The following is a 23,505-nucleotide window of genomic DNA, read 5'->3' on the forward strand; positions in this document are numbered from 1 at the left end:
TTAGAATGTGAGGCTCAAGCCGGCCTGAAAACTACGTGGCTGTGGAGGCGTACCCAAATCAATACCCTGTGCGTTCTGGTCACTGCTCGCGCTTGACTCCGGGTCTAAACCTGTGTATTTGGTTAAAAGGAATAGATTGGTGCCGTTCAGATACACTTTCAGGTTGTCTGCCTTTAGCCTGGCAGCAACTGCTTTAGGGAAATTGTAAGCCAGATTCAGGCTGCGGAGACGTAAGAAGGAGCCATCTTCCAGCCAGCGGCTTCCGCCGTCACGATAATTGTTTACATTCACGCCGTCTGGTCTGGGCACATCTGTAATATCGCCGGGTTTTTGCCATCTGGCATTGTTACTGGCAAAAATCACACGGGCTGCATCTCTGGCACCGCCGCCTTCACCAAAAAACTTATTGTGGTTATATACCTTATTGCCATACTGGAAAGCCAGAAAGGCTGATAACTCAAAACCTTTATAACTGAAATTATTAGTAAAACCACCAAAGAATTTAGGCCAGATACTGCCTATAATCTGGCGGTCGGCAACGGTAATTTGGCCGTCTTTATTTACATCTTCATAGACTACGTTGCCTGTCTGAGAATCAACATATAATTGCTTGTAAACCCAGAAAGAATAAAGAGGAGTGCCTTGTTGTTGTAGAATTAATTCGCGGCTGCCATAGCGGAGCGGATTCTCAAGCTTTTCTATTTTATTGATATTCTGCGCTATGTTCAGGTTACTTGTCCATCTGAAACCTCCTTTCTCGTAGTTAATGGTGTTGATATTCAGCTCAAAGCCTTTGTTACTGATTTCGGCAGCATTGCTCCAGTAACTGCCAAAACCGGTAGTGCTTGGCAAAGCCAGTTGAAGCAGCCCATCGCGTGTGTATTTGGTGTAATAGTTAAGCTCAAAGCCAATTCTGCCATTCAGTATGGAGGCATCCAGGCCTACGTTAAACTGATTGGTTCGTTCCCATTTCAAATCGGGGTTGGCTAATTGCTGCGGAGCAATGCCGGGGCTACCCTGATAAGATGCTCCGCCTGTCCAGAGTCCCTGAGCAGCAAAGTTGCCTATACCGTTCTGGTTACCTACAATACCGTAACTGGTGCGGAGTTTCAGGTCTGTCAGGAACGACAGGTCTTTGAGGAAGTCTTCCTGTTTGATACGCCAGGCAGCACCTACGGCGGGGAAGTACCCCCATTTGCGGTCATTGCCAAATCTTGAGGAGCCGTCGGCTCTTACACTAAAGTTAATGAGGTATTTACCATTAAAGGCATAATCTGCTTTGGCAAAGAAAGAGGCCAGCGTGCTTTTACTCCAGCTTTGTGAACTGGTAGTTGTAGCTGCCGAAGAAATGATTTTAAATGAATTATTGGCAAATCCACGGCCTTCGGCATAGGTTCTGGTGAGTACATCGCTTTGGAGAGTATTACCGACAACGACACCCAATGAATGTTTTTTACCTATTTTATGGCGATACGTAAGTGTCTGTTCATTTAATAATGACGTGAACTGACTTATTGAAGAAGTGGCAAGGCCACCCTGAGCGCCCAGAAGAAGAAAAGTATTCCAATACTCAGACTCGTTGTAATTATTATAATCTACGCCCCAACTGGAACGAAGCTTCAGATTTGGCAGTAGCTCGGCTTCTGCATATAAGTTGCCTATGTATCTGAGGCTGGTTGAGTGTACATCATAGTTTTGCAGCAGTAGTGTAAGGTTGTCAAACCCTGCCCTGCCAACCAGAACGCCGTTTTCGGTTGGAGAAAGATATGTTGGTGTATGCAAAGCTGCCTGCAGCAAACCCCCTTGCGGGCCATCACCCGCCCGCGCCTGATTACGATAGGTACGGCTGAATGAATTGCTTACGCCTATCTGAACTCTGTCGTTTATCTTCTGATCGAGATTTACTTTAAAGCTTGCCCTGTTAAAAGTAATTGGCCTTAAGATAGACTCCTGAGCAGTGTACCCACCGCCTATATAGTACTTTGTTGATTTTGTGCCACCAACCAACGAGATATCATAGTTCTGCAAAGTTGCGGTGCGAAAAGCTTCGCTCAAGCGGTCGTAGGTTTGCTGTTCTTCCGGAAGGCCCCGCCCGCCTTCTGAAACCGGTCTGAATGGCCGATTGGCAAAAGTTCTGTTTAATGACGGCGTGTCTTTCCCTGTGTTTATCCACCATTCGTTTACAAGCTGGGCGTGTTCAGGCCCTGTAGTTAGCTCCCAGAGTTTAATTGCTTTGGCCTGCCCGTAGCTTACGTTGAAATTAACCTTGGGGGCCTGTTCAAAATTCCCTCTTTTGGTGGTAATCAAAATAACCCCGTTGGCTCCTCTTGACCCATACAATGCCGTAGCTTCGGCATCTTTTAAAACTTCAATACTCTGTATATCGACCGGATTAAGGTCTGCAATGGGCGAAGTAGATTTGCCACCGGTGCTGATGGTCTGTAAACTATTGCTGTTAACAAAAACGCCGTCAATCACATACAGAGGGTCGTTATCGGCATTAATTGAGGTGGCGCCGCGTACCCTTACGTTTACTGTTTCGCCGGGTACGCCGGTAGGTGAAGAAATCTGCACACCAGACACCTTTCCCTGAAGCTGGGCATCAATGCTGCCGACAGGTATCGCATTGACTTCGGCGGGGTCTACTTTGGTAATTGAGCCAATCAGGTTTTTGCGTTCCTGAGTACCATAACCAACCACAACAATTTCGTTCAATTGTTGTGCATTGGTCTTCAACGGCACAATAATGGTGCTTGTTGAAGCCAAAATTTCTAGTGTCTCATACCCAATAAAATTTACAACAAGTGTATAAGGGAATTTCTGGCCGGTTTTGAAGTAAAATTTGCCATCAACATCAGTAATGACTCCATGGGTGGTTCCCTTAATTTGCACAGATGCCCCAATGAGTGGTTCTTTGGTTTTTTCGTCAATTACCCTGCCGGAAAGCGTAGAATTAATGGTTGCATCTGATTGCTGGGCCAAAGCTACCGAAGGAATCAGCAGAATAGCCAGCAAAAACTGTACAAGTACGTTTTTTTTCATTTACTTTGTAATGGTTAAATTAAACAATTAGGTACCTGGCCGATTGCATCGCAATCGCCACAATCATGTCGCAATGAGCCTTTGTTTCGACCAGCCACTCTTGTTCCCGCAAGAGTGGCATTTTTAGGCTTTTTCTTGTCTTTTGCCTTTCAGCATATCATCAATCAATACTTTACTTTTCCTGCCTTGAGTTACTACTTTTGTAAAAAAAAAGAAGGATTTATTTATTGAAATAGATACAACTTTAAGCAACAGAAACAAAACTAATATTATTATATATAATCTACCAAATAAGTAGACTATTATTTTTTACCATATTTGTTTTATTCTACTTTATCTACACATACTACAAAAACAAATGGTCGTTAATTAGCAGAAGCCTGTTGGTTATATACTGTTATTGATTTATAGTGATGGCACGACCCCGAATGGCCAGAATACGGATACGCCTATCTTCAATGAAAATACAATTAAATATAAGGCTAAAAAAGACAGGCTAAATGGCGTAAGAAAGGAAGCTACAACCCTTTGGTTATGGATTTTCAACTCGTTTATACGCAAAAGCGGTGAAGAAAGAAACAGCGAATTAATTGGGGTTGGCCTCCTTAAAAAATGTTTTTTCGTTGCCATAGGTAGTTATTCCATTTGCAACAACAAAAGCACGATAGATATATAAAGTACCTGCATTCAGGTTTGTGGCGTCAATAGAAAATGTGGCCGGAAAAGCCGTTGGACTACCTTGAATGGAAGCTCCTGAAATACAAGTAATAGGTAAGGTATTTGAAAAGTCGTTGATATAAAACCAACAAACACCGTATTCAGTAATTGCAAAATTACCTCTGGTGTTAATAGTACCATATAATTTTTGGGATGTGGCCGAAATATACGTGGCATTTCCGGTCGTTAAAGTAGGAAAACCCTCTGTTTCCAGTTTATAAGTTTTTATGTCTCCATAGCTTACAACCCCATTAGATATAACATAAGCCCTGTAAAAAATCTCTGTATTGCTATTTAAACTATAAATGTTTACCGAAAATGGCTTTGGGAAAACCGTTATGCTATCGGGTATTTTTGCTTTAGAATGTTCAGTTGTTGGTGTTGAAAATCTTTGCGACCAACAAATGCCATATTCGGTGATGTCAGCAGAATTTCCGCCCGATTCAACTACTCCGTTAATTTTAACAGAAGTGGTAGAAGTTGTGGTGGCATCCAGGGTTTTTATAGTTGGCTGCGTTATGGCTAAAGTATTGAATTTCAGGGCGTCACCATAGGTAGTTACGCCATTGGAAACAACAAATGCGCGAAAATAATAAGCTGTATTTGGTGTCAAATTAGTTGCATCTACGGTATAAATCGTAGGAAAAACACTAATATTTGTTTTACCTGATTTCGAATCGGCTGTTGTTGGCAGGTTATTGGTCGACGACCAGCAAATCCCGTACTCGCTTACATCAAAAGAGCCTTTTGTTTCTACAATTCCTCTTAATTTTGCACTAGTTGTAAAAACCAGAATAACGGCATCAGTTTTTATAGCAGGTTGAATAACATCAGCAGTTTTGAAGGTCATGACAGGTCCAAAAATTGTTCCGGAAGCAATTACAGAATAAGACCTTGCAAAATAATTAGTGCTTGGTTTTAGGCCTTTCACAACATCTGAAAATTTTATGGGCGCAACATTCGGGTCTGATACCGCTCCATGAGCTATTCTTGAATCTGCCAAAGTAGGGGTTGCGTTGGTTTCAGAATAAACAAAACCATAATCAGAAATAGATTGATTGCCAGCATTGCTAATTGCGCATGAAAGCAGCACCGAAGAAAAGGTTGTTTCAGAAACCGTAATGGTGTCTAAAGTTGGAGGGACAGGCACAATTTCTTTGGTTTTGCAAGAGCTAATTACAGTCAGGCTTAAGACAGTAACTAATATTGGGAAAGTCTTTTTCATGAGTACCGAATAATATTGGTTAAATACAAGTGAGTGGCGTATGCCTAAACAATTACAGAATCAGGTATGATTTTGGGAGTTCACCGGTATAATATTATTTTACGTTACGCAGCAGCAAGCCGTAGTTTTGGATTATTTGGTATGTACCATCTCACCCTTCGATGCCCCCTTTCATTAGTACTTCTTTTTTCTGCCTGATTTTATACATATTAACTTTTCAGTGGTAAGCCTTGCCAAAAAAATAGCAGAAAAAACGCATTGCTGCCATATTAAACCTTGCATTGTATTCTTCCAGCCCGGCCTAACATCCAACCGTAGAAGTATCATGCAATTGATTATTTCCGATGAACCAGCTAAAAGCTATTTCAATTTTATGCTGGAATTACTCGTGTCTGAATGCCTCATAAAACTCCATACTTTACAACGATAGCCAACTGACCTGCATGATAGGATGTATGTGAGATAATGCGACCCAATGCCTCAATTTTTGTTTTTGTTCCGAACTCTTTGGTGGTGATGAGTTCATCCCAATCTGAATCCTGCTGTGCTAAGATGGCCTCTTCTAACATCTGACATGCATATTGCTGGTATTGCAGCAATTCTGCTAAATCTGTCCATTCGCCGGTATCTTTCTGGTCAATGACTGTCTTTGCAATAACCTTTACTTCGCTGTATTTAAATACATTTTTAGCGAAGAGTAGTTCAACGTCTGCAATATGGCGAATCAGAAAGCCAGCAGAATTGGGTGAATCCCCTAGTTTTTTCAGAAGGTCTGTTCCGGTTATTTGTTTGAATTGATTCGAAAGCCTGGTTCGGGCTTCAAGCCATTGCGTGTACAATTGTTGCGTCAACATTTCAGTAGCCAGTTAAATTACGGTACAATAGTAACTTATCGTAAGCTCTAAAACTATGATGGTTAGCATAATTGGTGTGTTTCGGGCAAAAAAACTCACAGTTTGGGAATGCTGCAAATCGCGGCAGGTAGCCCGCAATAATCGCATACGGTCGCGCAGATTAATTTTTCAATTCTCCACAGCAATTTCCATTAACCCTCCTTCAGGAATCAAACCAACAAAAAAAGGAAACAATACACACAGGCTCTATTCATCCCCCACCTCCTTTCTGATAACCCCTGAGTATCACTGCCGAGCATATCCAGTGCCCGACTCAGCTTGTCGAGCCTGAGGGTAGTTTTCCTTTCTTCCAACTTGCGCAATAAATGCAGACCAGCCCCTGCTTTCTGAGCCAGTTCTTCCTGCGTTAATTTTGCGTTTTTGCTTCACAAATACATTGATTGAATTCATCATTGTTATGCCTTTTAGGTCTTATGTTTTTTTCTAAGAACAAAAAAAAGCACCCATTTCTGAGCGCTTTTACGGGCTGAATAGGTCTATAATTCAACCCTTGGTACCCTTATTGGCTTTTTTGAATAGCCATGAATTTATTTAAGTTCAATATACCTAAACTATAATTCTTTGTCTTGCATTTTATTAGACAAGACAGCCGCATCTCTTCAACTCTCTGAAAACTTTCTTTTGCAATATATACTTCAAAAGCCACCAATAAACTCATAATGCAGCTACCCTGTTATTTTCTTATTCGGGTTATTAATTAATTCTGAATCCCATTTCTGAAAGAGCGGCTCTGGCTTTGCTGTCTATTGTATTTTTGTACTCATGATTTTTATATGAGATAGCTTTTTCAAAATAAATTTTTGCTTGATTTTTCTGGGCTTTTTCCTGAAAAATATAGCCTAATTGCAGAGCCGCACCAGCACCAAAATACCAGGGTTGCTTTTCATTGAGTACAATGGCCTTTTCGAAATAACCAATCGCTTTGTCGGCTTGGTTGTTCTTCTGGAAGGCTTTCCCTGCCAGATAGAAATATTCTGTTTTCTCCTTTTGTGTAATTAACTTCTGTTCGGTTATAGCTGCTATTAAATCAAGTGCATCAGTATAATACCCCCCGTCTAATGCAAGTTTTGCCTGCAATAATTCTTTATTGGGTAAAACATGACCTTTGGCATAACTTTCATAAAATTTTTCAGCCGCCTTATCCCCTTCACTAATTGTGCTGCCTACAGCCGGAATTTTAGAAAGGTATGCTAGTGCCAGTTTATCATTATTCATGAGATAATTACTTAAAAACAATTTGAAATAAGTATCCTTCACAAAAGTTTTGATTTTTACATTTTTCAGATAAAGGCCATAAAAGCCATTGGCTTGCTGGTACTGACGCTTCATTAATGCTACATCGGCTCTATAAAGGTCAAGAATTGGACATACGATGTATTCATTTCCCGTTGGCAGCTTTTTAAGAATTTTATGGGTCAGTTCTGCATTATTAGCTCGCATTGATACAGCTAAGCCTATGAAATGTACATTTAAATTATCAGGTTGACTTTCTATAAACTTCATTAATTCGGCTTGCTCTTTTTCATCTATTTTTCCTACAAATGCCTGTATATAATAAGAACAATATCTTGCTTCATTGCCCCATACAGAATCTTTTGCTGCCTTATCTAATTCAAGCAAACCTTGACTAACATTTCCTTTAAGCCCAAGTATTTTAAGTGCCCACTTGAAATTGTCTGGTACTGACCCTACAATAATATGAAGACATCCGAGCGATTTGTAATTGGGCAGAAAGCCCGGAAACAACCTCTGATTTTCTTCAAGCAATTTAGCTGCCTCTATGATATTAAAGGCGGCCTTAAGTTCATGCCCGAACCGAAGTTTATTTAATGCCCAGTGCATTTTAATTTCAGCTCTGAGAAAACGGTTATATGGAGATTTTTCATCCAGGTCCTCAATTAAATCCAGTCGCTCACCCTCTTTGTGCTTTATTCTTTCATAGTATTCCTCGTCGTCTGAATTCAACAATTCTACCATGTCAATATAATTTTCAAGATAAGCTCTGAAAGGGCTGTCTTTCTTTTCATTTACCAGAAGATTTCTACCTGCACGAATTTTATATTTAAAAACCTCGGTATATGCCTTTTGAAACCCGGGTGTAAGCTCAAAATCGGCGGCCCCGGAATAAGAAGAAAAAACAAGTAAAATAATAATAGGCCTAATGATAAAATTCATTGAATTGTCTTTATGAAAATGATTCGTATGTCGCTAAATTCTTTTTAAAGTGTATTAAGATGCAAGCTTAAATAAAATATTTTTATTATCCTACTTATATTATATACTAAATAGATTATTGTATTAAATTGAGGTGTACCTATAAGCTATTGCCGGCATAAATCAGCGTAATATCGATTCACTAACCTTAGAAAACGTTAAAACACCGCATTACGCATCATTAATTAAATTATAAATTGTACTTTAATAAGATACACGCATTTAGTTTAAAATTATCTTGCAGGCTAAGAAACTATTAATTTATTTTGTCGATAGATTTAGTAGAGTATTATTTTACTGATACTTTCTCCCTATCTACCTACTGCTGACAACCCTTGAAACATTAATTAATTTAAACCCAAAGAAGCATATATGAATTAAAAAATACCACTCCTGCTGGAACAAGAGTGGTAGGTCAAAAAAAAGGCTCATTGCGAATGATTCAGAAGGTTAAAATAACCTTCAGGTACCTTATTTTTTTATTTAACCATTACAAAGTAAATGAAAAAGAATGTAAAAGTACATTTCTACAGCCCGATTTTATCAAGTAGGCTCAATACGTTTATTACCCGATTTTTTTCAGGAATAAACGCTTTAATCTTCGCTCAGAATGTCATTAACTATATTCAAAGAGCAAGGCTAAAGCCCTTTTCAACGTCTTTATTTACTTACCTGAAAGGTGATAAAATATAATGGGTAGTGCTATAGCAAGAAAGTGTCGCGTCAGGATTTTAGTCTCTTCTTTAATATACAATTGAAAAGACTAATGCAATGCTGAAATAATTCAATGCCGACCCAGAACTGCCATTGTTAAGAAGCATTTTCCAGATAGCTGAACGCTACCAACTACATCATTTACCATTATATCTCAGAATTTTCGGTCAATTAATCAAACAGCACATCATGAAATTTAACAGGTTTACATTTACTTTATTGATTTTAGTTCATTTATCTGCTCATGTTTTTGCGCAGTCAAAAACTATAACCGGCACAGTAAAGGACAAAGACAACGGCGATGCGCTGCCGGGTGTTTCGGTAACAGTAAAAGGCACCAACACCGGTGTCGTTACTGATTTAACAGGTAGCTATAAGATTCAGGCTGCAGAAAGCAGCACACTGGTCTTCTCCTTTATAGGCTATTCTACCATTGAAAAAGTGGTGGGCAATAGCGCCTCAATTTCTGTTGATTTGGTATCAGAAGCAAAATTACTCAGCGAAGTAAGGGTAGTTGGCTATGGCACCCAAACCAAAGCAGAATTTACAGGTTCGGCAGCAAGGGTTAGCGGAGACGTGGTAAAAGAACAACCTATTCAGAGTTTTGACCAGGCGCTGTCTGGCCGTGCCGCCGGGGTAAACATAGCACAGCCCAATGGTGTGTTAAACAACCCGCCGGTTATCCGTATACGTGGGGTTAATTCCATCTCTTTAAGTTCGTATCCTTTAGTGGTGGTAGATGGTATACCTATCAACACCGGTAATATATCTACCAGCACAGCCGTACCCAATAACCCTTTGGGAGACATCAACCCGGCTGATATTGAATCGATAGACGTACTGAAAGATGCTGCCTCAACCGCAATCTATGGCTCACGTGCAGCCGGAGGTGTCATCCTGGTTACTACCAAGAGGGGTAAAACCGGCAAACCGCGTATCACCTACGAAGCATGGGCAGGGGTATCTAATGTTACCCGTTTGCACGAGCTTTTAAATGCAGAACAGTTTATAACCATTAAAAATGAGGCAGTTTTAAATGCTAAAGTACTAGGTGGCAATGCCAATAACGACAACGTGGCATCTGCCCTGTTTTTTCCTAATACCGATGCCAGCAACAAACCAGTAGATACCCGTTGGTACGATTACATCTACCGCCAGGGGGTTTCACAAAGTCATAATTTAAGCGTGTCGGGTGGCACTGCATCAACAAACTATTACTTTTCAGCAAACTTTACCAAACAGAATGGTTTTCTGGTAGGCAATGAATTCAACAGAAAGGCGGTTCGTTTCAATATCGACCAGGAGCTTACCTCATGGTTGAAGTTCAAAGGCGGCTTGTCTTATAACACCAGCTTTAATGAATCACCTTATGCCGGTTCATTGCCTAATTCCAATTTCTTTCTGGTTGGGGTAGCACGTTTAGCCATTGCTCTTCCACCCAATGTAGGGCCGTTTAATGCCGACGGAAGCTACAATGTAAACCCGGCAAGCCCAAATACCATTGGCGTGGGCAACAATAAGTTTATCAGTAACTGGGGTAACCCGGTGGCCTTGCTTAACGAAAACAGGTATACCTCTGCCAACGACCGGGTGATTGCCAACTTTACGCTTGATGCCGAAATCATTAAAAACCTGAAGTTTACGACTACCTATGCGGTAGACCGGCTTAAAACAGAAACGGTGAGTTTCGACAGCGCGATTCAGGGAAATGGGTTTTCTAGCAGAGGGAATGCTACGAATACCTCAGGTCTGAGAGACAACTGGAACTGGACAAACACCTTAGGTTATAACTTTTCTATTGGGGCAAAAAACAGCGTAGCTGCCTTGATAGGCTACGACATCCAGAAATTTGATGTGTCTTCATGGGGTGCTTCAAGAACGCAGACTTCTGACCCTTTCTTCGAGAATTATCAGGGTAACTGGGGCGCAATTGCCGCTTCCAACAACGAAATCGGCCAACGTGTATTTCTTTCTTCCTTTGCCCGCCTGAACTACGACTTCAGTAAAAAATACTTTGTTACTTTCAACTTCCGCCGCGACGGTAACTCTGCGCTGGGTACCGGCCGTAAATGGGGCAACTTTGGTGGTGTATCTGGTGGCTGGCAGCTTTCTGACGAAGAATTTTACAAAAACTCTTCTCTGGCAAGAGTACTTAACAGTGTGAAACTGAGAGCCAGCTGGGGCAGAGTCGGGAACGGCAATTTAAGCAACGAATACAGTTCTCTTGAACTATACAGCGGTTCATTGTACGGCAATGCGGCTACCTGGGCTATTGCACAGGCTGGAAACTCAAACTTAGGGTGGGAAACCAGCAAGCAAACCAACATAGGTGCAGAGCTGGGTTTTCTGAACGACCGCATACAACTGGAGGCAACTTATTTTAACAACGATGTTGATGGTTTGATATTAAGCGCGCCGCAGGCCGTATCAAAGGGGATTCCTGGCAATGCCATTCTAGGCAATGTGGGCTCTATGTATAACCGGGGTCTTGAGTTAGGCATTAATGCCAGCATTTTGCGCAAGGGAGATTTTTCGTGGAATGCCTCATTCAATATTACTACGCTTAAAAACAGAGTTACAGCGCTGGCTGACGGCAATACCGATATAATAGGTACTACACACGTAGCCTATGAAACCACCAACATTACACGTGTAGGGCATTCGGTAGGTAGCTTGTACGGTGCCAGAACTGCAGGTGTGAATCCGGCTAACGGGCAGCGCATTTTTATCAATGCCAAGGGAGAACAAGTACAGTTCAGTCAGGTAGTGTTACCGGGCCAAAGCCAATGGACTTACCTTGACGGCACAAAAGCGCCTGCCATTACCGGTGCCGATTATTACCTGATAGGCAATGCCTTGCCTACCTTTTACGGAGGGTTGGCTAATAATTTCAAATATAAAAACTTCGACCTGGGTATTAATCTCTCGTATTCAGGCGGTAATTATATCATGAACGGTACCCGTGCTACTTTGCTAGACCAGAGAGCATATAACAATTCAACCGAGATACTGAACCGCTGGCAAAAACCGGGCGATATTACTGATATACCCAGATTGGTTTATAACGACCAGACCTCAAGCGGTTCTTCGTTCCCTGTTTCTGCCAATGCCGAGAAAGCAGACTTTATACGCCTGCAAAATGCTTCTCTGGGCTATCGCCTACCTAATTCGCAGGCTTTGTCTTCAATCAGCTTGTCGGCAGTGCGCGTGTACGTTCAGGGAGCTAACCTATTTCTAATTACCAAATATTCGGGTACAGACCCTGAGTCTTCTGTCAATGGTAATTCCAATACAACGCCGGGTGTAGAGAAAAACTCGGTTGGGCAGGCGCGCACTTTCACATTTGGTATCAATGTAAGTTTCTGACCTGTTGAACCATAGTCAGAGCATATATACAATTAAAATCGTAAGAACAATGAAACTTATATCCAGAAATATATCATTAGCAGGCCTGCTGGCAGGTTCACTTTTTATACTCTCAGGCTGCGACCAGGAGAAAGAACTTAATCCGGCACCCATTACAGCCATTAGCGGCGTAAACGCATTCGATACCCCCGACCGTATTCTGGGCCTTGTGAATGGTATTTACAAAGCTGCCAAATCATCTAACTTTTATGGAGGCAACTATTACATCTATACTGAGGCTCGCGGAGAGGAGTTCATCAACAGAACCAGTAATACTTTTACGGCATTTGAAGCCTGGAGCCAGACCTTAAATTCGGGTTCAAACTTTGTGGCCGGTTTTTGGGAAGCAGGCTACAGAACCATTAATAATGCCAATATTCTGATTCAGGGCTTGAAGGATAATCCGAAGGTAGTTAGCGAAACCCTCAATAAACAGTATACAGCAGAGGCTAAGTTCCTAAGAGCTTTGAGCTATTATGCTTTGGTAACTCTGTATGCCCGCCCCTATAATGAAAACAAGGGCGCTTCGCCAGGATTACCTCTGCGCCTGAATGCTGAAAAATCAACTGCGAATAATGACTTAAAGCGTAGCTCAGTAGCAGAAGTATATGCACAGATTATCAAGGACCTCAATGAAGCTGAAGCAGATTTGCCCCTCACCTACGCAACAGCCTTGCTGAATACCACCCGCGCCCACCGCAACACGGCCATAGCGTTAAAAACGCGCGTGTATCTAAACAGCAGTAATTATGAGAAGGTAATTGAAGAAGCGAAGAAGATTGTTTCAACCGCTGCACCGTTTACTGCCTCATCTGGTGTGGTGCATAAGTTGCAAAACATTGTTGAGATTTTCACTACCAATTATACCAGTACAGAGTCTATCCTTTCTATTCCGATGACCGAACTGGATAACGTTACAGGTCAGCCGTCGTTCCCGTATGTATTTAATGCTAACGCAGAATATAACCTTAACCCAACGGGTATATGGGGTGATAAAGAATGGAAATCTACCGATTTGAGAAGGACATTTGCCCGTACGGCATCAGGCGTGCAGTTTCTGACCAAATATAATAAACCGTCTCCTTTTCTGGACTACATGCCGGTTATCAGGTACTCAGAGGTATTACTGAACTATGCCGAAGCTGCAGCACAAACCGGAGACCTGAAGAAAGCAACAGAACTGTTAAAGGCTGTTCGTAATCGTTCTGATGCTACTTATGAGTTCCCGACCTCGGCCATATCAACAGCGCCGGCATTGGTAAATACCATTCTTACCGAGCGCAGAATTGAGCTACTGGGTGAAGGCTTCCGGTCGAACGATTTGCTTAGGAATCTGCTGCCGCTTCCTGCCAAGTCAAGCAGTTCTCTGACAGCCCCCGAGGTGAAACCGTCGCAGGATAATTACATATTCCCACTGCCCAATGTAGAAATAGTAACAAACAGGCTATTGCTTCAATAAGCCTCTTTTACTCTTGTTGAACCTTATTTACTCAAAAACTAAAAGAGCTATGTTACGTTTTCTTTTCTTTCTATTGATTCCAATCGGAATATATGCCCAGCGGGTCCGTGTAGGTGAAAACCAGCATGAGAACCACACAAGCAGCCAGGCTGAAGCACATGACGGAGGCGTAACCCATGACAACCATAGTCATCTGGAGCATATTTTAGGATACCGTAAAGAAACCGTCTATGTACCTAATTTACCTCCTCCAGTACTCTTTAAGGGTATTGGAGAGGTAAATTTTAAAATCAGTACTAAATCGGCTAAGACCCAGCAGTATTTTAATCAGGGCATAGCATTACTTCACTGCTTCTGGGACTTTGAGGCCTATCGGGCTTTTAAGGAAGCTATTAAGCACGATTCCTTAGCTATCATGCCTTATTATGGTTTGTATAGTGCCATTGGTGCGATAGAAGGAGATGAGTTTAAACCCGACCAGAAACTGGCATTAGCTAAAATCAAACAATTAAAGGAGAAAGCGAGTGACAGAGAAAAACTGTACGCTGAAGCCATTATACTAAGAGATGATGAGAAAACAGGTGGTAAAGCTGCGTATCAATCTAAGTTAGAATTGATTATTCACAAATATCCTGAAGATGTGGATGCGCAATTATTTCTGGCTCTTAGTAAAATGGCTGGTTATGACACAAAGCTGAATCCTCGCGAAGGACAGCTTTATTCAGAGTATTTGCTGAAAGATATTCTGCGGAATCAACCTGACAATGCCGCAGCCCATCATTACTGGATTCATCTGAAAGAAAATTGCTGTCCGGAAGACGCCTTTCAAAGTGCTGAAACGCTATCAAGACTTGCGCCTAATTCAGGACACATGGTGCACATGCCAGGACACGTGTATTACAAAGCAGGCCAGTATCAGAAAGCCTATGAATCTTTTATTGCGGCTGTAAAAGTAGATTCGGCCTATATGAAAGATCAGAAAATACCAGAGGTTGATGCCTGGAATTACATACATAACATTAACTATCTGCTTTCTAACTGCGCCGAAGACGGTAGGTATAACACTGCGCTATACTATGCTGAAAAGCTGAAAAATATGCCTGCCACGAAGGAGCGAAAAAGAAAATTTGAAGGCAGATTTTTCTATCAGGGGGTGATTGCGCCTGCCAAGATGGAACTATGCTTTGGTTTCTATCAAAGAGCGGCGGATAAATTGGCGGCCATTAGACTAGACAAAGATAGTCTATTTACCAATAAAGCCATTGCTTACAAAAACGCGCTTTTCCATTTTGCCTCCGGAATGGCTGCCATAAAAGCAAACAACATTGCTCTTGCCAGCCAGCATTCAGAAGCATTAGATGCTCACCTCTGGAGAAACCTAAATCAATCTGCAACCCAAGACCAGATGAATGCCAGGAGAGTAAGCGACTTGAATGTGGCATCTTTGGAATTGCAGGGAGTCATACAAAGTGCTGAAGGCAACTATGATGCTGCTATAGAAACACTTGAGTTAGCTACACAAAAAGAAGAGGATCTAGGCTATAGCGAGCCACCTACCTATGCCCGGCCTGTGCTGATTAGCCTGGCTGAAGCCCATCTGAAAGCTGGCAAATTTGATAAAGCTGAAAAAACATATCAGCAACTTCTTAAAAAACACCCTAACAGTGCTAATGGTATATGGGGGCTATGCAAGGTCTATAAACAAAAAAATGACCACCACAAACTTCACGAGTACAAGGAAAAACTCAATGAAGTACTAAAGTATGGCGATAAAAGCCTTTTCCCGTTGTAATCAATCTGTTGTTTTATCATACACATTTATTCACATCAAAATTTAATTCTTATGAACAAGTACATAAAATGTCTGGCGCTACTACTACCATTGGCAGCGTTCTCGTTTGTGGTAGAAACTCCTTACGAAACATCTATTAAAAGCTGGCAACAGAAAAGAATAGAAAACCTGAAAAGTGAAGAAGGTTGGCTGAATCTGGCCGGATTATTCTGGCTGGAAGAAGGGGAAAATACGATTGGAGGGGATAAAAAGAACTCTATCGTATTCCCAGCCGACCATTCAGCACCTTTTATCGGAAAAATAATTTTAAAGAAAGGGCAAATTACTTTTGAAGCCGCACCAAATGCGGTAGTCTTACAAGGCAATGACCCTATATTGGAAACAACGCTTTTTCCGTATAACGGCTTTAAACCCACGGTTTTAAAACATAAAACCTTGCGTTGGTTTATTATTCAGAGAGGTGATAAATATGCTATCCGGCTGAGAGATCTAGAAGGAGAATACCTGTTGGGTTTTAAAGGCATTGAGACTTTCCCGATTAACGAAGCATGGAAAGTAAAAACCCGGTTTGTACCAACTGAAGGCAAAAAACTGAGCATTACAGATATTACCGGAAGAACTTACGAACAGGATTCGCCAGGGAAACTGGTATTTACTCTTGATGGTAAAGAGTATAGTTTAGCTGCAACAGGCAAGAAAGAACGCTTGCATGTTGTATTCAGCGATGCCACCAGCAAACACGAAACGTATGGAGCAGGCAGATTTCTGGATGCCGAAGCCCCGGATGCAGAGGGTAACATCTATTTAGATTTCAATAAGGCATATAACCCGCCATGTGCTTTTACACCGTATGCCACCTGCCCGCTTCCGGTTAAAGAGAATCAACTGACGGTAGCGATTAAAGCGGGTGAGAAATACAGCGGAAATCATTAAACTAACCTATTCAAGCAGCTGTTTTCAATCCCTATGGGTAACCCCTATAAGGGTTGAAAATAGCCTGTTTGTTCAATTATACCTATTTTTTTTGAAAACTGCTGATAAATTATCAATAGTCAGGATACCCCATAGAAAATTATAATAATCTATTTCTTTGCCTGAAATACGAGACTGAATCCCCCAAACATAGCCCAAACTTCCCTTAAGGTATTTGTTAAACGGATAATTTAATCCTGCATATAATCGGTTCTGGTCAAAAATATTTGGGTTACCTTTTACTGCTTTACCGAACTGAATAAATATTTCGTCATTTACAACAGTAGTGAGGGGCTTCTTCAAAAATGAAAATGTGATTGGCTTCTCAAATCTTAACATATAGCGCACCCGAAAATTAGGTCTGAATATCCCGTTATTTAGTAAGTCTCGCTGCCGGTATTCTAATCCATACCGATTATAGGTATTAAAGAATTTACCTTTTACCTCTTGCTCAATCCTTCCTGAAACACGCCATTCATTTACTGGCTCTTTCTCAAGGTCTGAAGGCTGATTAATGAGTACCCAGCTTTTAAAATAGCCGATCGGAGATAAAGAAAGCCTGACGGTAGGTGTCAGGTTATAATGTAGCCATAGCCAATAACTGGTAAACTGGCTTTGAGCCAATACATCCCAGTTTGTTTGTTGGGTATTCTGCCTTCTGTGTTGAAGGTAAACCTCCCAGCGTAATTTTTTACTTATTGTATCAGTCAAGACCAGCCGCCCCCAGACTATATTATGCTGATATTCCTTTTGTGAGTAGGTTTGAGTGAAAACTAATGAAATAATCAAAATCAGCAGTATTTTTTTCATCAAATGGGTACTATTTGGTTTTTATGATTTTTCGTTCTTTCAAATCAAACTTCTGACCTTTACTTAAAAAGAAAAATGGCCCGTTATTACCTGATTCCCCAGAGGGGTTTTCTTTTTTCCCATCAAAATTAGCTACATCATAAATAGCCACCACTGAATTACCTATTACTTCAAACTGATTCTGTTTGACTACAATAGCAGTGCTTTCATCAATACCTATTCCTAGCAAAAAAGGATACTTTCTGATAATGGGAATTAAATCAAACTGCCGGTTTCGTGGTAATATATGTTGGTCGATAGCTACATTATGAATAAAATCAAGCCCCTGAACATGGTTACCTTCAAGAACTGTATTGGCTTTTGTATCACCCCTTAGCAAAAAAGAACCTTGGATAGTGGCTCCGGCTGAAGTACCTCCTATTACCCCATTTCTGCCTAATAATTCTTTGAGCGCCTTGTGTGTAAGCGTATTCAGATAAGAATCTGCCAGGCGCCATTGTCTACCCCCAACAAACCACACGCCTGTAGCTTTTTTCAGGGGTAATACAAAGGTTTCAGAATTAGCTTCATTCGGATTGGTTGTGTGCAAAACCGTAACTGAAGCAACACCAAACTTCTCTAACAATTCTTTTTCAGGCGAAAACCCTTTGCTGGCTATTATACTTGAATCTCCTTGTGCTGTCGGGATAACTACAATATTTGCGCCTTCACCCCCTGCCAGTTCAATAAATTTTGCCCATATTTCAGTAGGCACTTTTCCTCCACCTACTATCACCAGAGAACCCCTTTCAGGGCCAATAAAAGAGCTTGCCGATTGCTGAGAAAATGCAAAACGACAAACAAGGAATAATGCAAGTGTGGTTAGTATATATCTTTTCATTGTGTACACAAGTTTTGTTTTAAACAGTAAAGGCCCTGATTTACTTATCAAGGCTTTCTGTACCCACTGATACATCCCAATGGGCATCCAATATCTCAAAGCGTCGGGATTCTTCTTTTTTAAACTTTGGCTGGTCAGGGTATAAAGTTTTCTTGTAAGGTTCAGTCAGGTTTGGGTCAAAGGCTGCCTGCACATTTTTAAATACCAAGGTAATTCGATAGTCCCAGCGGCTTTCTTCAGTAGCATGCTGTAAAGGCTTATCTAATTTAATACTTAACAAATCTCCTTTTTCTATAGCTTTCTTAAGTAAAGGATAATGGTTCTTTTTATAGAGTTCCAGAAATTCAGACTGATAACCCCACTTTACCCTATAATAACCCTCAATCGTAAAAGTCTCTTCTTTGGGTGTCTGTGCAAATGCAGATAGGCTAAGCAATGTAATTGCTATGAGCAGAACGGTAAATGTTGGTTTCATATTACTATGGGTTAAAATGGTCCTTTATCTGAATAAAAAATAAGCAATGGCTGTCAATAAGCAGGCTATTGCATCAAAATCTGTTTTTGCTTTTTGTCAGGTTCCCAAGTTCATTCGGGTTTGTACCATAAAAACAGCCGTCTGATTCAAACAGCTGTTTATGCGCTAAAAAAACCTGCTTATTTAGACATTTCACTCTTTTCGTTTGTTGATTTGAATATAGGGTAGCCCAGTTGGACATACCAGGGTTCTTCGTGGTAGTCGTCAAGACCTATTTTTTCAGGGAATTGTCTGGTTATTTTACCAGTTCCAAAAATCACATCCCATATAAAAAACATATTACCATAGTTGCCATTTACAACGCCGATACCATCATGGTCGTTGGCGGCATGGTGAGCGTGGTGCGTAGCAGGGGTGGAAATCACTCGCTCAACCACCCACATCAGCGGATGCAACCATTTGATTTTATAGAGAGGCTTGTCCCACGGAATACTTGAATGAGAGGCAATGCCAATCAGTATTTTCAGAAAATAACCTACAATGAAGGCTTCGCCAAAACCCAGAAAAACCAAAGTTGCCGAAACGATTCTGGACGGAAACAGCAATAAATACAACCACGAATTTCGGCCGGAAAGCAACACGCTCATTTCAGGTGCGCTGTGATGCACTCTATGCCCTTTCCAGAGCCAGGGATAAGTATGTGCCGCTCTATGCCACCAGTATTGCGTAAAATCTTCAAGCAGACAGGTAATTAATAAACCCGCCCAGAAAGGCACATTGGCAAAGTAATTTGCATAATCAGAGAAAAAATAGGTTAGCACGTAAGTGGTAAAAAGGAAACTAAGTGGACGAGTAATTACACTTGACAACGCAAGACCAGCCACTGTAATATGCCACTCATTCTTGTTCCATTTTCCACTTTTAAAAGCGCCTGTAAAAAACTCAGCTAAGCTGAAAAATATGAGAAGCGCTAAAATCTCATAATAAATTGTGCTTTCTGTAAATTTCATATTACAAAAATTTTAATGGTAAAAAATTCAGGGTTCCAGGTGAAATTCATCTGTGATAAGGCCGTGTTGAAGACACCACCCTATGCACTTTTCATTGTTTATACAATTAAGTTGAAGTGACTGACACCTGCGAAGGCAAAATCTAAGACCTTCTATTAGTCTACTTAATCGATAGGCAAAGTAAATTATATGACATTGGTTTTCCAAGAAATTTTACATCTTTTTTCATAAAATTTCCAGGCGCTTTTGGCTAGAGCATTTCAGACCTTATTTTTTGGTACAATAAAAGTAGATACGGTTATATCATTCCGTTAGTAAGTACGCCGATTTGCATGATTAAAAAATGCTTTGTTAATCACAGAACACATGAAAAATACTGATTGTTTTAAGGGGCTACCTCAACCCTTACACCCGCTGGTAAATGTGCTTGAATTTGCAATACGGACAACAAACAGGTGATTTTGATGAAAATATGATGGTTTTTATGGCCTCGGGTCAGCGTTTTTAAATAAATACCGAAGAAAAAGTACTATCTGCCACTCAGGATGGATAGTACTCATAGCCCCGCAGTTGCTTTTTTACGCCAGGCTGGCTAAGGATATTAAACAGAATGCTTAGTTCCGCTATTCAATTAATGAGGCTATGTTTATTTCTGATAAAGAAGAAAAAATAACCAGGAGGATATTATCAGACATTGCCGACGAATGCCGGCCAGACATTGGTAAATTCAGTGAGCCTGAGATAATAGTTCAGCTATCGCTACGGCATACGTAGGCAGATAGCTATTCCTACAGCGATACTGTGTATGATTTAGGTTTTGAACACCCTCCATCGTTCAGCAGGTTATACAAAACAACAACCAAACTATATCTTTTGAAATTCAGAGAAAGTTTTAGTGAATGCATCGCCCAATTTACCTACGATAACATACATACGCGTACCCTGCATTGGTCATCTACCCTAATTTCAAAGGCAAGCTTCTGAGTCTTTTGCCGGTAATATCAAATACTGCCGCGGCAATAGCAGGCGCTACGGGCGACAGTGGGGGTTCTCCTACCCCCAGCGGAACGGCTTCTCCTTCAATGATTATTACCTCGATTTCCGGGGTATCGGCCAAGGTAACCATTGGGTATTTATCAAAATTGCTATTGGTAATTGCACCATCTTTTATTTCTATCTGCTCATATAAGGCTGCTGTTATGCCCATCATCGTGGCTCCTTCTACCTGCATCCGTATGCCGTCGGGGTTAATGGCAAGCCCTGCATCAATTACCTGGGTAATTCGTTTAACAAGTATCTTGTCTCCGTCAATGCTAACCTCAGCCCCTACTGCCGAAATGGTTTTACGGTCGTTGCAGATTGCCACCCCTCTCCCCTGTCCTAGTTTTTTTGGCTGCATCCAGCCGCTTTTAGCTTTTAAGGTTTCTAATACTTTTACACACCGGGTATTTATCTTTTCATCTCCCTTCAACAGTTCTATGCGCATATCAATAGGGTCTTTGCGGGTTTCATGTGCCAATTCGTTAAAGAAGCTCTCTATGGCAAAGGTATTGGCAAACATACCTACACCCCGCCAGATACCTACCTCTATCGGCAATTTATTATGCCACATGGTAGCCGACTTATTTTCTAGGTTGTACATGATACTTGCCCCATGACCCGCAGATATAAAATCGGCCCCAAGAATAGTTGGCCCTAAATTGGCCGGTATCTGCGCAAATATCTGGTCAGGCGTGGCCTGGTTATGGCTTACGGCTTCAATTCTGCCGTCACTATTGATTTTTGCTGCCAGTACATGATGTGTCTGCGGGCGATAAATGCCACTCTGAAACTCCTGCTCTCTGGTATTAAACAGGTGCACCGGCTTACCCATTAAGCGGGATATTCTGGCAGCCGCAATAGCTAGTTTGGCATCCATTCGTCGGCCAAAGCCACCACCTGCATAAGTTAAATGTACTTTAACATGTTTAGACCGGAGGTCTAGCGCAGTGGCTACCGCTTTTCTGAGCAGGTCTGGGGCTTGTGTTCCGACAATGAGTTGTAATTGACCTTTACTGAAAGCGGCAATGGCACCGTTAGGCTCCATGTGTGCATGGGCACCTATAGAGGTTCTGTATTGGCGGGTAAAGGCTGCTTTTCCGGTTTCTTTCAGTAGCCTTCTGGTTACCCCCTCTTTCTGAACATTTACCTCATTGCCTTTACCCACTTGTGTGAATTGCTCAATGTCTTGCTGCTGCCACTTTTTTGGGATATCCCATTCAACTTTTATTTTTCCAAGACCTTTTTCGGCTGCATACCGATTGCTCGCCACAACCGCTATTAAATTATCTTCTTCAATTACCCTCAAAACGCCGGTCTGCTTTAAGGCTTCTGCTGTTTGTATGGTCTTTACGCCAGCACCTATATATGGCGACTGCAGCAATGTAGCGTAAACCATTTCGGGCATGCTGTGGTCAATGGCATATACGGGCTCACCCAATACCTTTGGTTTCAGGTCTATGCGTTTTACTTCTTTTCCTATATATCTGTACTGGTCTCTGGTTCTTAATTCGGGTTGAGAAGGCATTTCCCAGTCCTTCACTGACTTCGTAAGTTCGCCGTATGTAATTCTCCGGGTTCCAGCGGTTAGTACACCGTCTTTGGTGCTTATACCAGCTACGTTTACATCCCATTGTTTAGCGGCTGTTGCTTTCAGCATCTCTCGTATATAGGCTGCCATTTCTCTGATGGTTTCATAGAGCGACGACGTAGAACTGCTGCCCCCGGTACTGATTTTATCAACGGGGCCGTCAGCTGTATTGGCATGTACTACTTGTATCATTTCAGGCAGCACGTCCAGTTCTTCGGCTGCCAACATGGCAAAACCTGTAAAAATGCCTTGACCCATCTCTATTTTGGGCGATTTTAGGAGAACCGTATTATTGCCCAGAATCTCAAACCATACCAGGGGTTCATTTTTGTCTATCAATGCCGGTGCATCCAGGGTTTCAGCCATTTGTGCAGCGAATCTTCTGATTACACCACGACCGAAATATCCGGCCACCACCACTCCGCCCAGAACAATAGCCCCCCTCTGGAAAAACTTACGACGAGAAAACTCTTTGGTATTATTGGTTGTCATGATTTCTGGTCTGTTTGAGTATTTTGTTTGATTTCGGCGGCTCGTTTGATGGCTTTAAAAATGCGGGGATGGGTGCCACACCGACATATATTGGTGATACCGGATTTTATTTCATCGTCTGTTGGATTACCGTTCTGCTCTAGCAGTTGCGCGGCAGCCATCATGAACCCTGGCTGACAGTACCCGCATTGAGGTACGTTTTCGTCTATCCAGGCCTGCTGAACAGGGTGCAGCTTTTCTGCATTTACAGACAGGCCCTCTAAAGTTGTTACTTTTTTATTGGCGGCGTATTGTACCGGAAAAGAACACGAACGGACAGCGCTGCCATCCACATGCAATGTACAGGCGCCACACAGGGCTTTGCCACAACCATATTTGGTGGCCTTCAGGTTCAGTTCATCTCTGACAACCCATAAAAGTGGCATATCAGGGTCAACGTCCACCGAAGTTGGCACATTGTTTACAATAAATTCTATCTTCATGGATATTTAATCAGTTTCCGGTTATTGAAATGGGCATTTGCCCTCTCTAAAATCAAACTAATGAGTTAAAAATCCAAACAAATACCATGAATCTTTCTACCGGAGCGTTTCCGGTGTAAACAAAATACATCCGTCTTGTGCAATTTGCATGGCTGTAACCCGGTTCGTGTAGTAGCCACCATCGCTGCCTTTGGCGTCAAATAACTGTTTCAGTGTGGGCTGGGTGTAGTAGGTTTTATTAATTACCGGGTTTAAACATTTATGATTTCACCT

General features: G+C 41.6%; 15 protein-coding genes. 5 read left to right on the forward strand and 10 right to left on the reverse strand.

What is annotated here, in order from left to right; genetic code table 11:
* From NZ848_RS05375 to NZ848_RS05390, 4 genes are all read right to left on the reverse strand, one after another.
* A complete protein-coding gene (locus NZ848_RS05375; protein WP_259014657.1) occupies positions 1-3,042 on the reverse strand; it encodes a SusC/RagA family TonB-linked outer membrane protein in 3,042 nt (1,013 codons plus the stop codon).
* 586 nt (positions 3,043-3,628) lie between these two features.
* Entirely contained in the window at positions 3,629-4,984 is a 1,356-nt protein-coding gene (locus NZ848_RS05380) for a hypothetical protein (protein WP_259014658.1), read from the reverse strand.
* Between the two features lie 401 nt (positions 4,985-5,385).
* Positions 5,386-5,838, reverse strand: a complete 453-nt coding sequence (locus NZ848_RS05385; RefSeq protein WP_253526293.1) for a DinB family protein — start codon at positions 5,836-5,838, stop codon at positions 5,386-5,388.
* Between the two features lie 753 nt (positions 5,839-6,591).
* Positions 6,592-7,665, reverse strand: a complete 1,074-nt coding sequence (locus NZ848_RS05390) for a tetratricopeptide repeat protein (RefSeq protein WP_259014659.1) — start codon at positions 7,663-7,665, stop codon at positions 6,592-6,594.
* Between the two features lie 1,350 nt (positions 7,666-9,015).
* On the opposite strand from NZ848_RS05390, the gene NZ848_RS05395 reads away from it, so the two are divergent.
* The 4 genes from NZ848_RS05395 to NZ848_RS05410 are packed head-to-tail and all read left to right on the forward strand — an operon-like array spanning position 9,016 to position 16,415.
* The gene (locus tag NZ848_RS05395) at positions 9,016-12,192 is read left to right on the forward strand and encodes a SusC/RagA family TonB-linked outer membrane protein (RefSeq protein ID WP_259014660.1); all 3,177 of its coding nucleotides are present in this window, start codon (positions 9,016-9,018) and stop codon (positions 12,190-12,192) included.
* Between the two features lie 49 nt (positions 12,193-12,241).
* Entirely contained in the window at positions 12,242-13,690 is a 1,449-nt protein-coding gene (locus NZ848_RS05400) for a RagB/SusD family nutrient uptake outer membrane protein (protein ID WP_259014661.1), read from the forward strand.
* 49 nt (positions 13,691-13,739) lie between these two features.
* Positions 13,740-15,482, forward strand: coding sequence for a tetratricopeptide repeat protein (locus NZ848_RS05405; protein ID WP_259014662.1), 1,743 nt, complete (start codon positions 13,740-13,742; stop codon positions 15,480-15,482).
* A 51-nt stretch (positions 15,483-15,533) separates the two neighbouring features.
* Positions 15,534-16,415 (forward strand): DUF1684 domain-containing protein, encoded by an 882-nt coding sequence (locus tag NZ848_RS05410; protein WP_253526330.1) that lies wholly within the window; start codon positions 15,534-15,536, stop codon positions 16,413-16,415.
* Between the two features lie 72 nt (positions 16,416-16,487).
* Here NZ848_RS05410 and NZ848_RS05415 read toward each other — a convergent pair whose 3' ends face one another.
* The 4 genes from NZ848_RS05415 to NZ848_RS05430 form a co-directional block, all read right to left on the reverse strand.
* The gene (locus NZ848_RS05415; protein WP_259014663.1) at positions 16,488-17,264 is read right to left on the reverse strand and encodes a DUF2490 domain-containing protein; all 777 of its coding nucleotides are present in this window, start codon (positions 17,262-17,264) and stop codon (positions 16,488-16,490) included.
* A 10-nt stretch (positions 17,265-17,274) separates the two neighbouring features.
* A complete protein-coding gene (locus NZ848_RS05420) occupies positions 17,275-18,144 on the reverse strand; it encodes a cyanophycinase (protein ID WP_259014664.1) in 870 nt (289 codons plus the stop codon).
* Between the two features lie 40 nt (positions 18,145-18,184).
* A complete protein-coding gene (locus NZ848_RS05425) occupies positions 18,185-18,619 on the reverse strand; it encodes a hypothetical protein (protein ID WP_259014665.1) in 435 nt (144 codons plus the stop codon).
* A 179-nt stretch (positions 18,620-18,798) separates the two neighbouring features.
* A complete protein-coding gene (locus NZ848_RS05430) occupies positions 18,799-19,629 on the reverse strand; it encodes a sterol desaturase family protein (protein ID WP_101728334.1) in 831 nt (276 codons plus the stop codon).
* A gap of 642 nt (positions 19,630-20,271) precedes the next feature.
* Between NZ848_RS05430 and NZ848_RS05435 the strand changes: the two genes are divergently transcribed.
* Positions 20,272-20,403, forward strand: coding sequence for a hypothetical protein (locus tag NZ848_RS05435; RefSeq protein ID WP_259014666.1), 132 nt, complete (start codon positions 20,272-20,274; stop codon positions 20,401-20,403).
* A gap of 181 nt (positions 20,404-20,584) precedes the next feature.
* Here the strand turns inward: NZ848_RS05435 and NZ848_RS05440 are convergent, their stop codons facing one another.
* Positions 20,585-22,750, reverse strand: coding sequence for a xanthine dehydrogenase family protein molybdopterin-binding subunit (locus NZ848_RS05440; protein WP_259014667.1), 2,166 nt, complete (start codon positions 22,748-22,750; stop codon positions 20,585-20,587).
* Positions 22,747-23,232, reverse strand: coding sequence for a (2Fe-2S)-binding protein (locus tag NZ848_RS05445; protein WP_259014668.1), 486 nt, complete (start codon positions 23,230-23,232; stop codon positions 22,747-22,749). The genes NZ848_RS05440 and NZ848_RS05445 overlap by 4 nt, the downstream gene beginning before the upstream one ends.
* Between the last annotated feature and the right edge of the window lie 273 nt (positions 23,233-23,505).

Source organism: Emticicia fluvialis (assembly GCF_024793945.1).
GTDB lineage: Bacteria > Bacteroidota > Bacteroidia > Cytophagales > Spirosomataceae > Emticicia > Emticicia fluvialis.

Excerpts from the sequence above, each read along its gene's own strand:
- NZ848_RS05405 (WP_259014662.1), top strand. The coding sequence starts at position 13,740 with ATGTTACGTTTTCTTTTCTTTCTATTGATTCCAATCGGAATATATGCC.
- NZ848_RS05385 (WP_253526293.1), bottom strand. The coding sequence starts at position 5,838 with ATGTTGACGCAACAATTGTACACGCAATGGCTTGAAGCCCGAACCAGG.
- NZ848_RS05420 (WP_259014664.1), bottom strand. The coding sequence starts at position 18,144 with ATGAAAAGATATATACTAACCACACTTGCATTATTCCTTGTTTGTCGT.
- NZ848_RS05410 (WP_253526330.1), top strand. The coding sequence starts at position 15,534 with ATGAACAAGTACATAAAATGTCTGGCGCTACTACTACCATTGGCAGCG.
- NZ848_RS05400 (WP_259014661.1), top strand. The coding sequence starts at position 12,242 with ATGAAACTTATATCCAGAAATATATCATTAGCAGGCCTGCTGGCAGGT.
- NZ848_RS05395 (WP_259014660.1), top strand. The coding sequence starts at position 9,016 with ATGAAATTTAACAGGTTTACATTTACTTTATTGATTTTAGTTCATTTA.
- NZ848_RS05430 (WP_101728334.1), bottom strand. The coding sequence starts at position 19,629 with ATGAAATTTACAGAAAGCACAATTTATTATGAGATTTTAGCGCTTCTC.
- NZ848_RS05375 (WP_259014657.1), bottom strand. The coding sequence starts at position 3,042 with ATGAAAAAAAACGTACTTGTACAGTTTTTGCTGGCTATTCTGCTGATT.
- NZ848_RS05415 (WP_259014663.1), bottom strand. The coding sequence starts at position 17,264 with ATGAAAAAAATACTGCTGATTTTGATTATTTCATTAGTTTTCACTCAA.
- NZ848_RS05435 (WP_259014666.1), top strand. The coding sequence starts at position 20,272 with ATGTTTATTTCTGATAAAGAAGAAAAAATAACCAGGAGGATATTATCA.
- NZ848_RS05380 (WP_259014658.1), bottom strand. The coding sequence starts at position 4,984 with ATGAAAAAGACTTTCCCAATATTAGTTACTGTCTTAAGCCTGACTGTA.
- NZ848_RS05440 (WP_259014667.1), bottom strand. The coding sequence starts at position 22,750 with ATGACAACCAATAATACCAAAGAGTTTTCTCGTCGTAAGTTTTTCCAG.
- NZ848_RS05445 (WP_259014668.1), bottom strand. The coding sequence starts at position 23,232 with ATGAAGATAGAATTTATTGTAAACAATGTGCCAACTTCGGTGGACGTT.
- NZ848_RS05425 (WP_259014665.1), bottom strand. The coding sequence starts at position 18,619 with ATGAAACCAACATTTACCGTTCTGCTCATAGCAATTACATTGCTTAGC.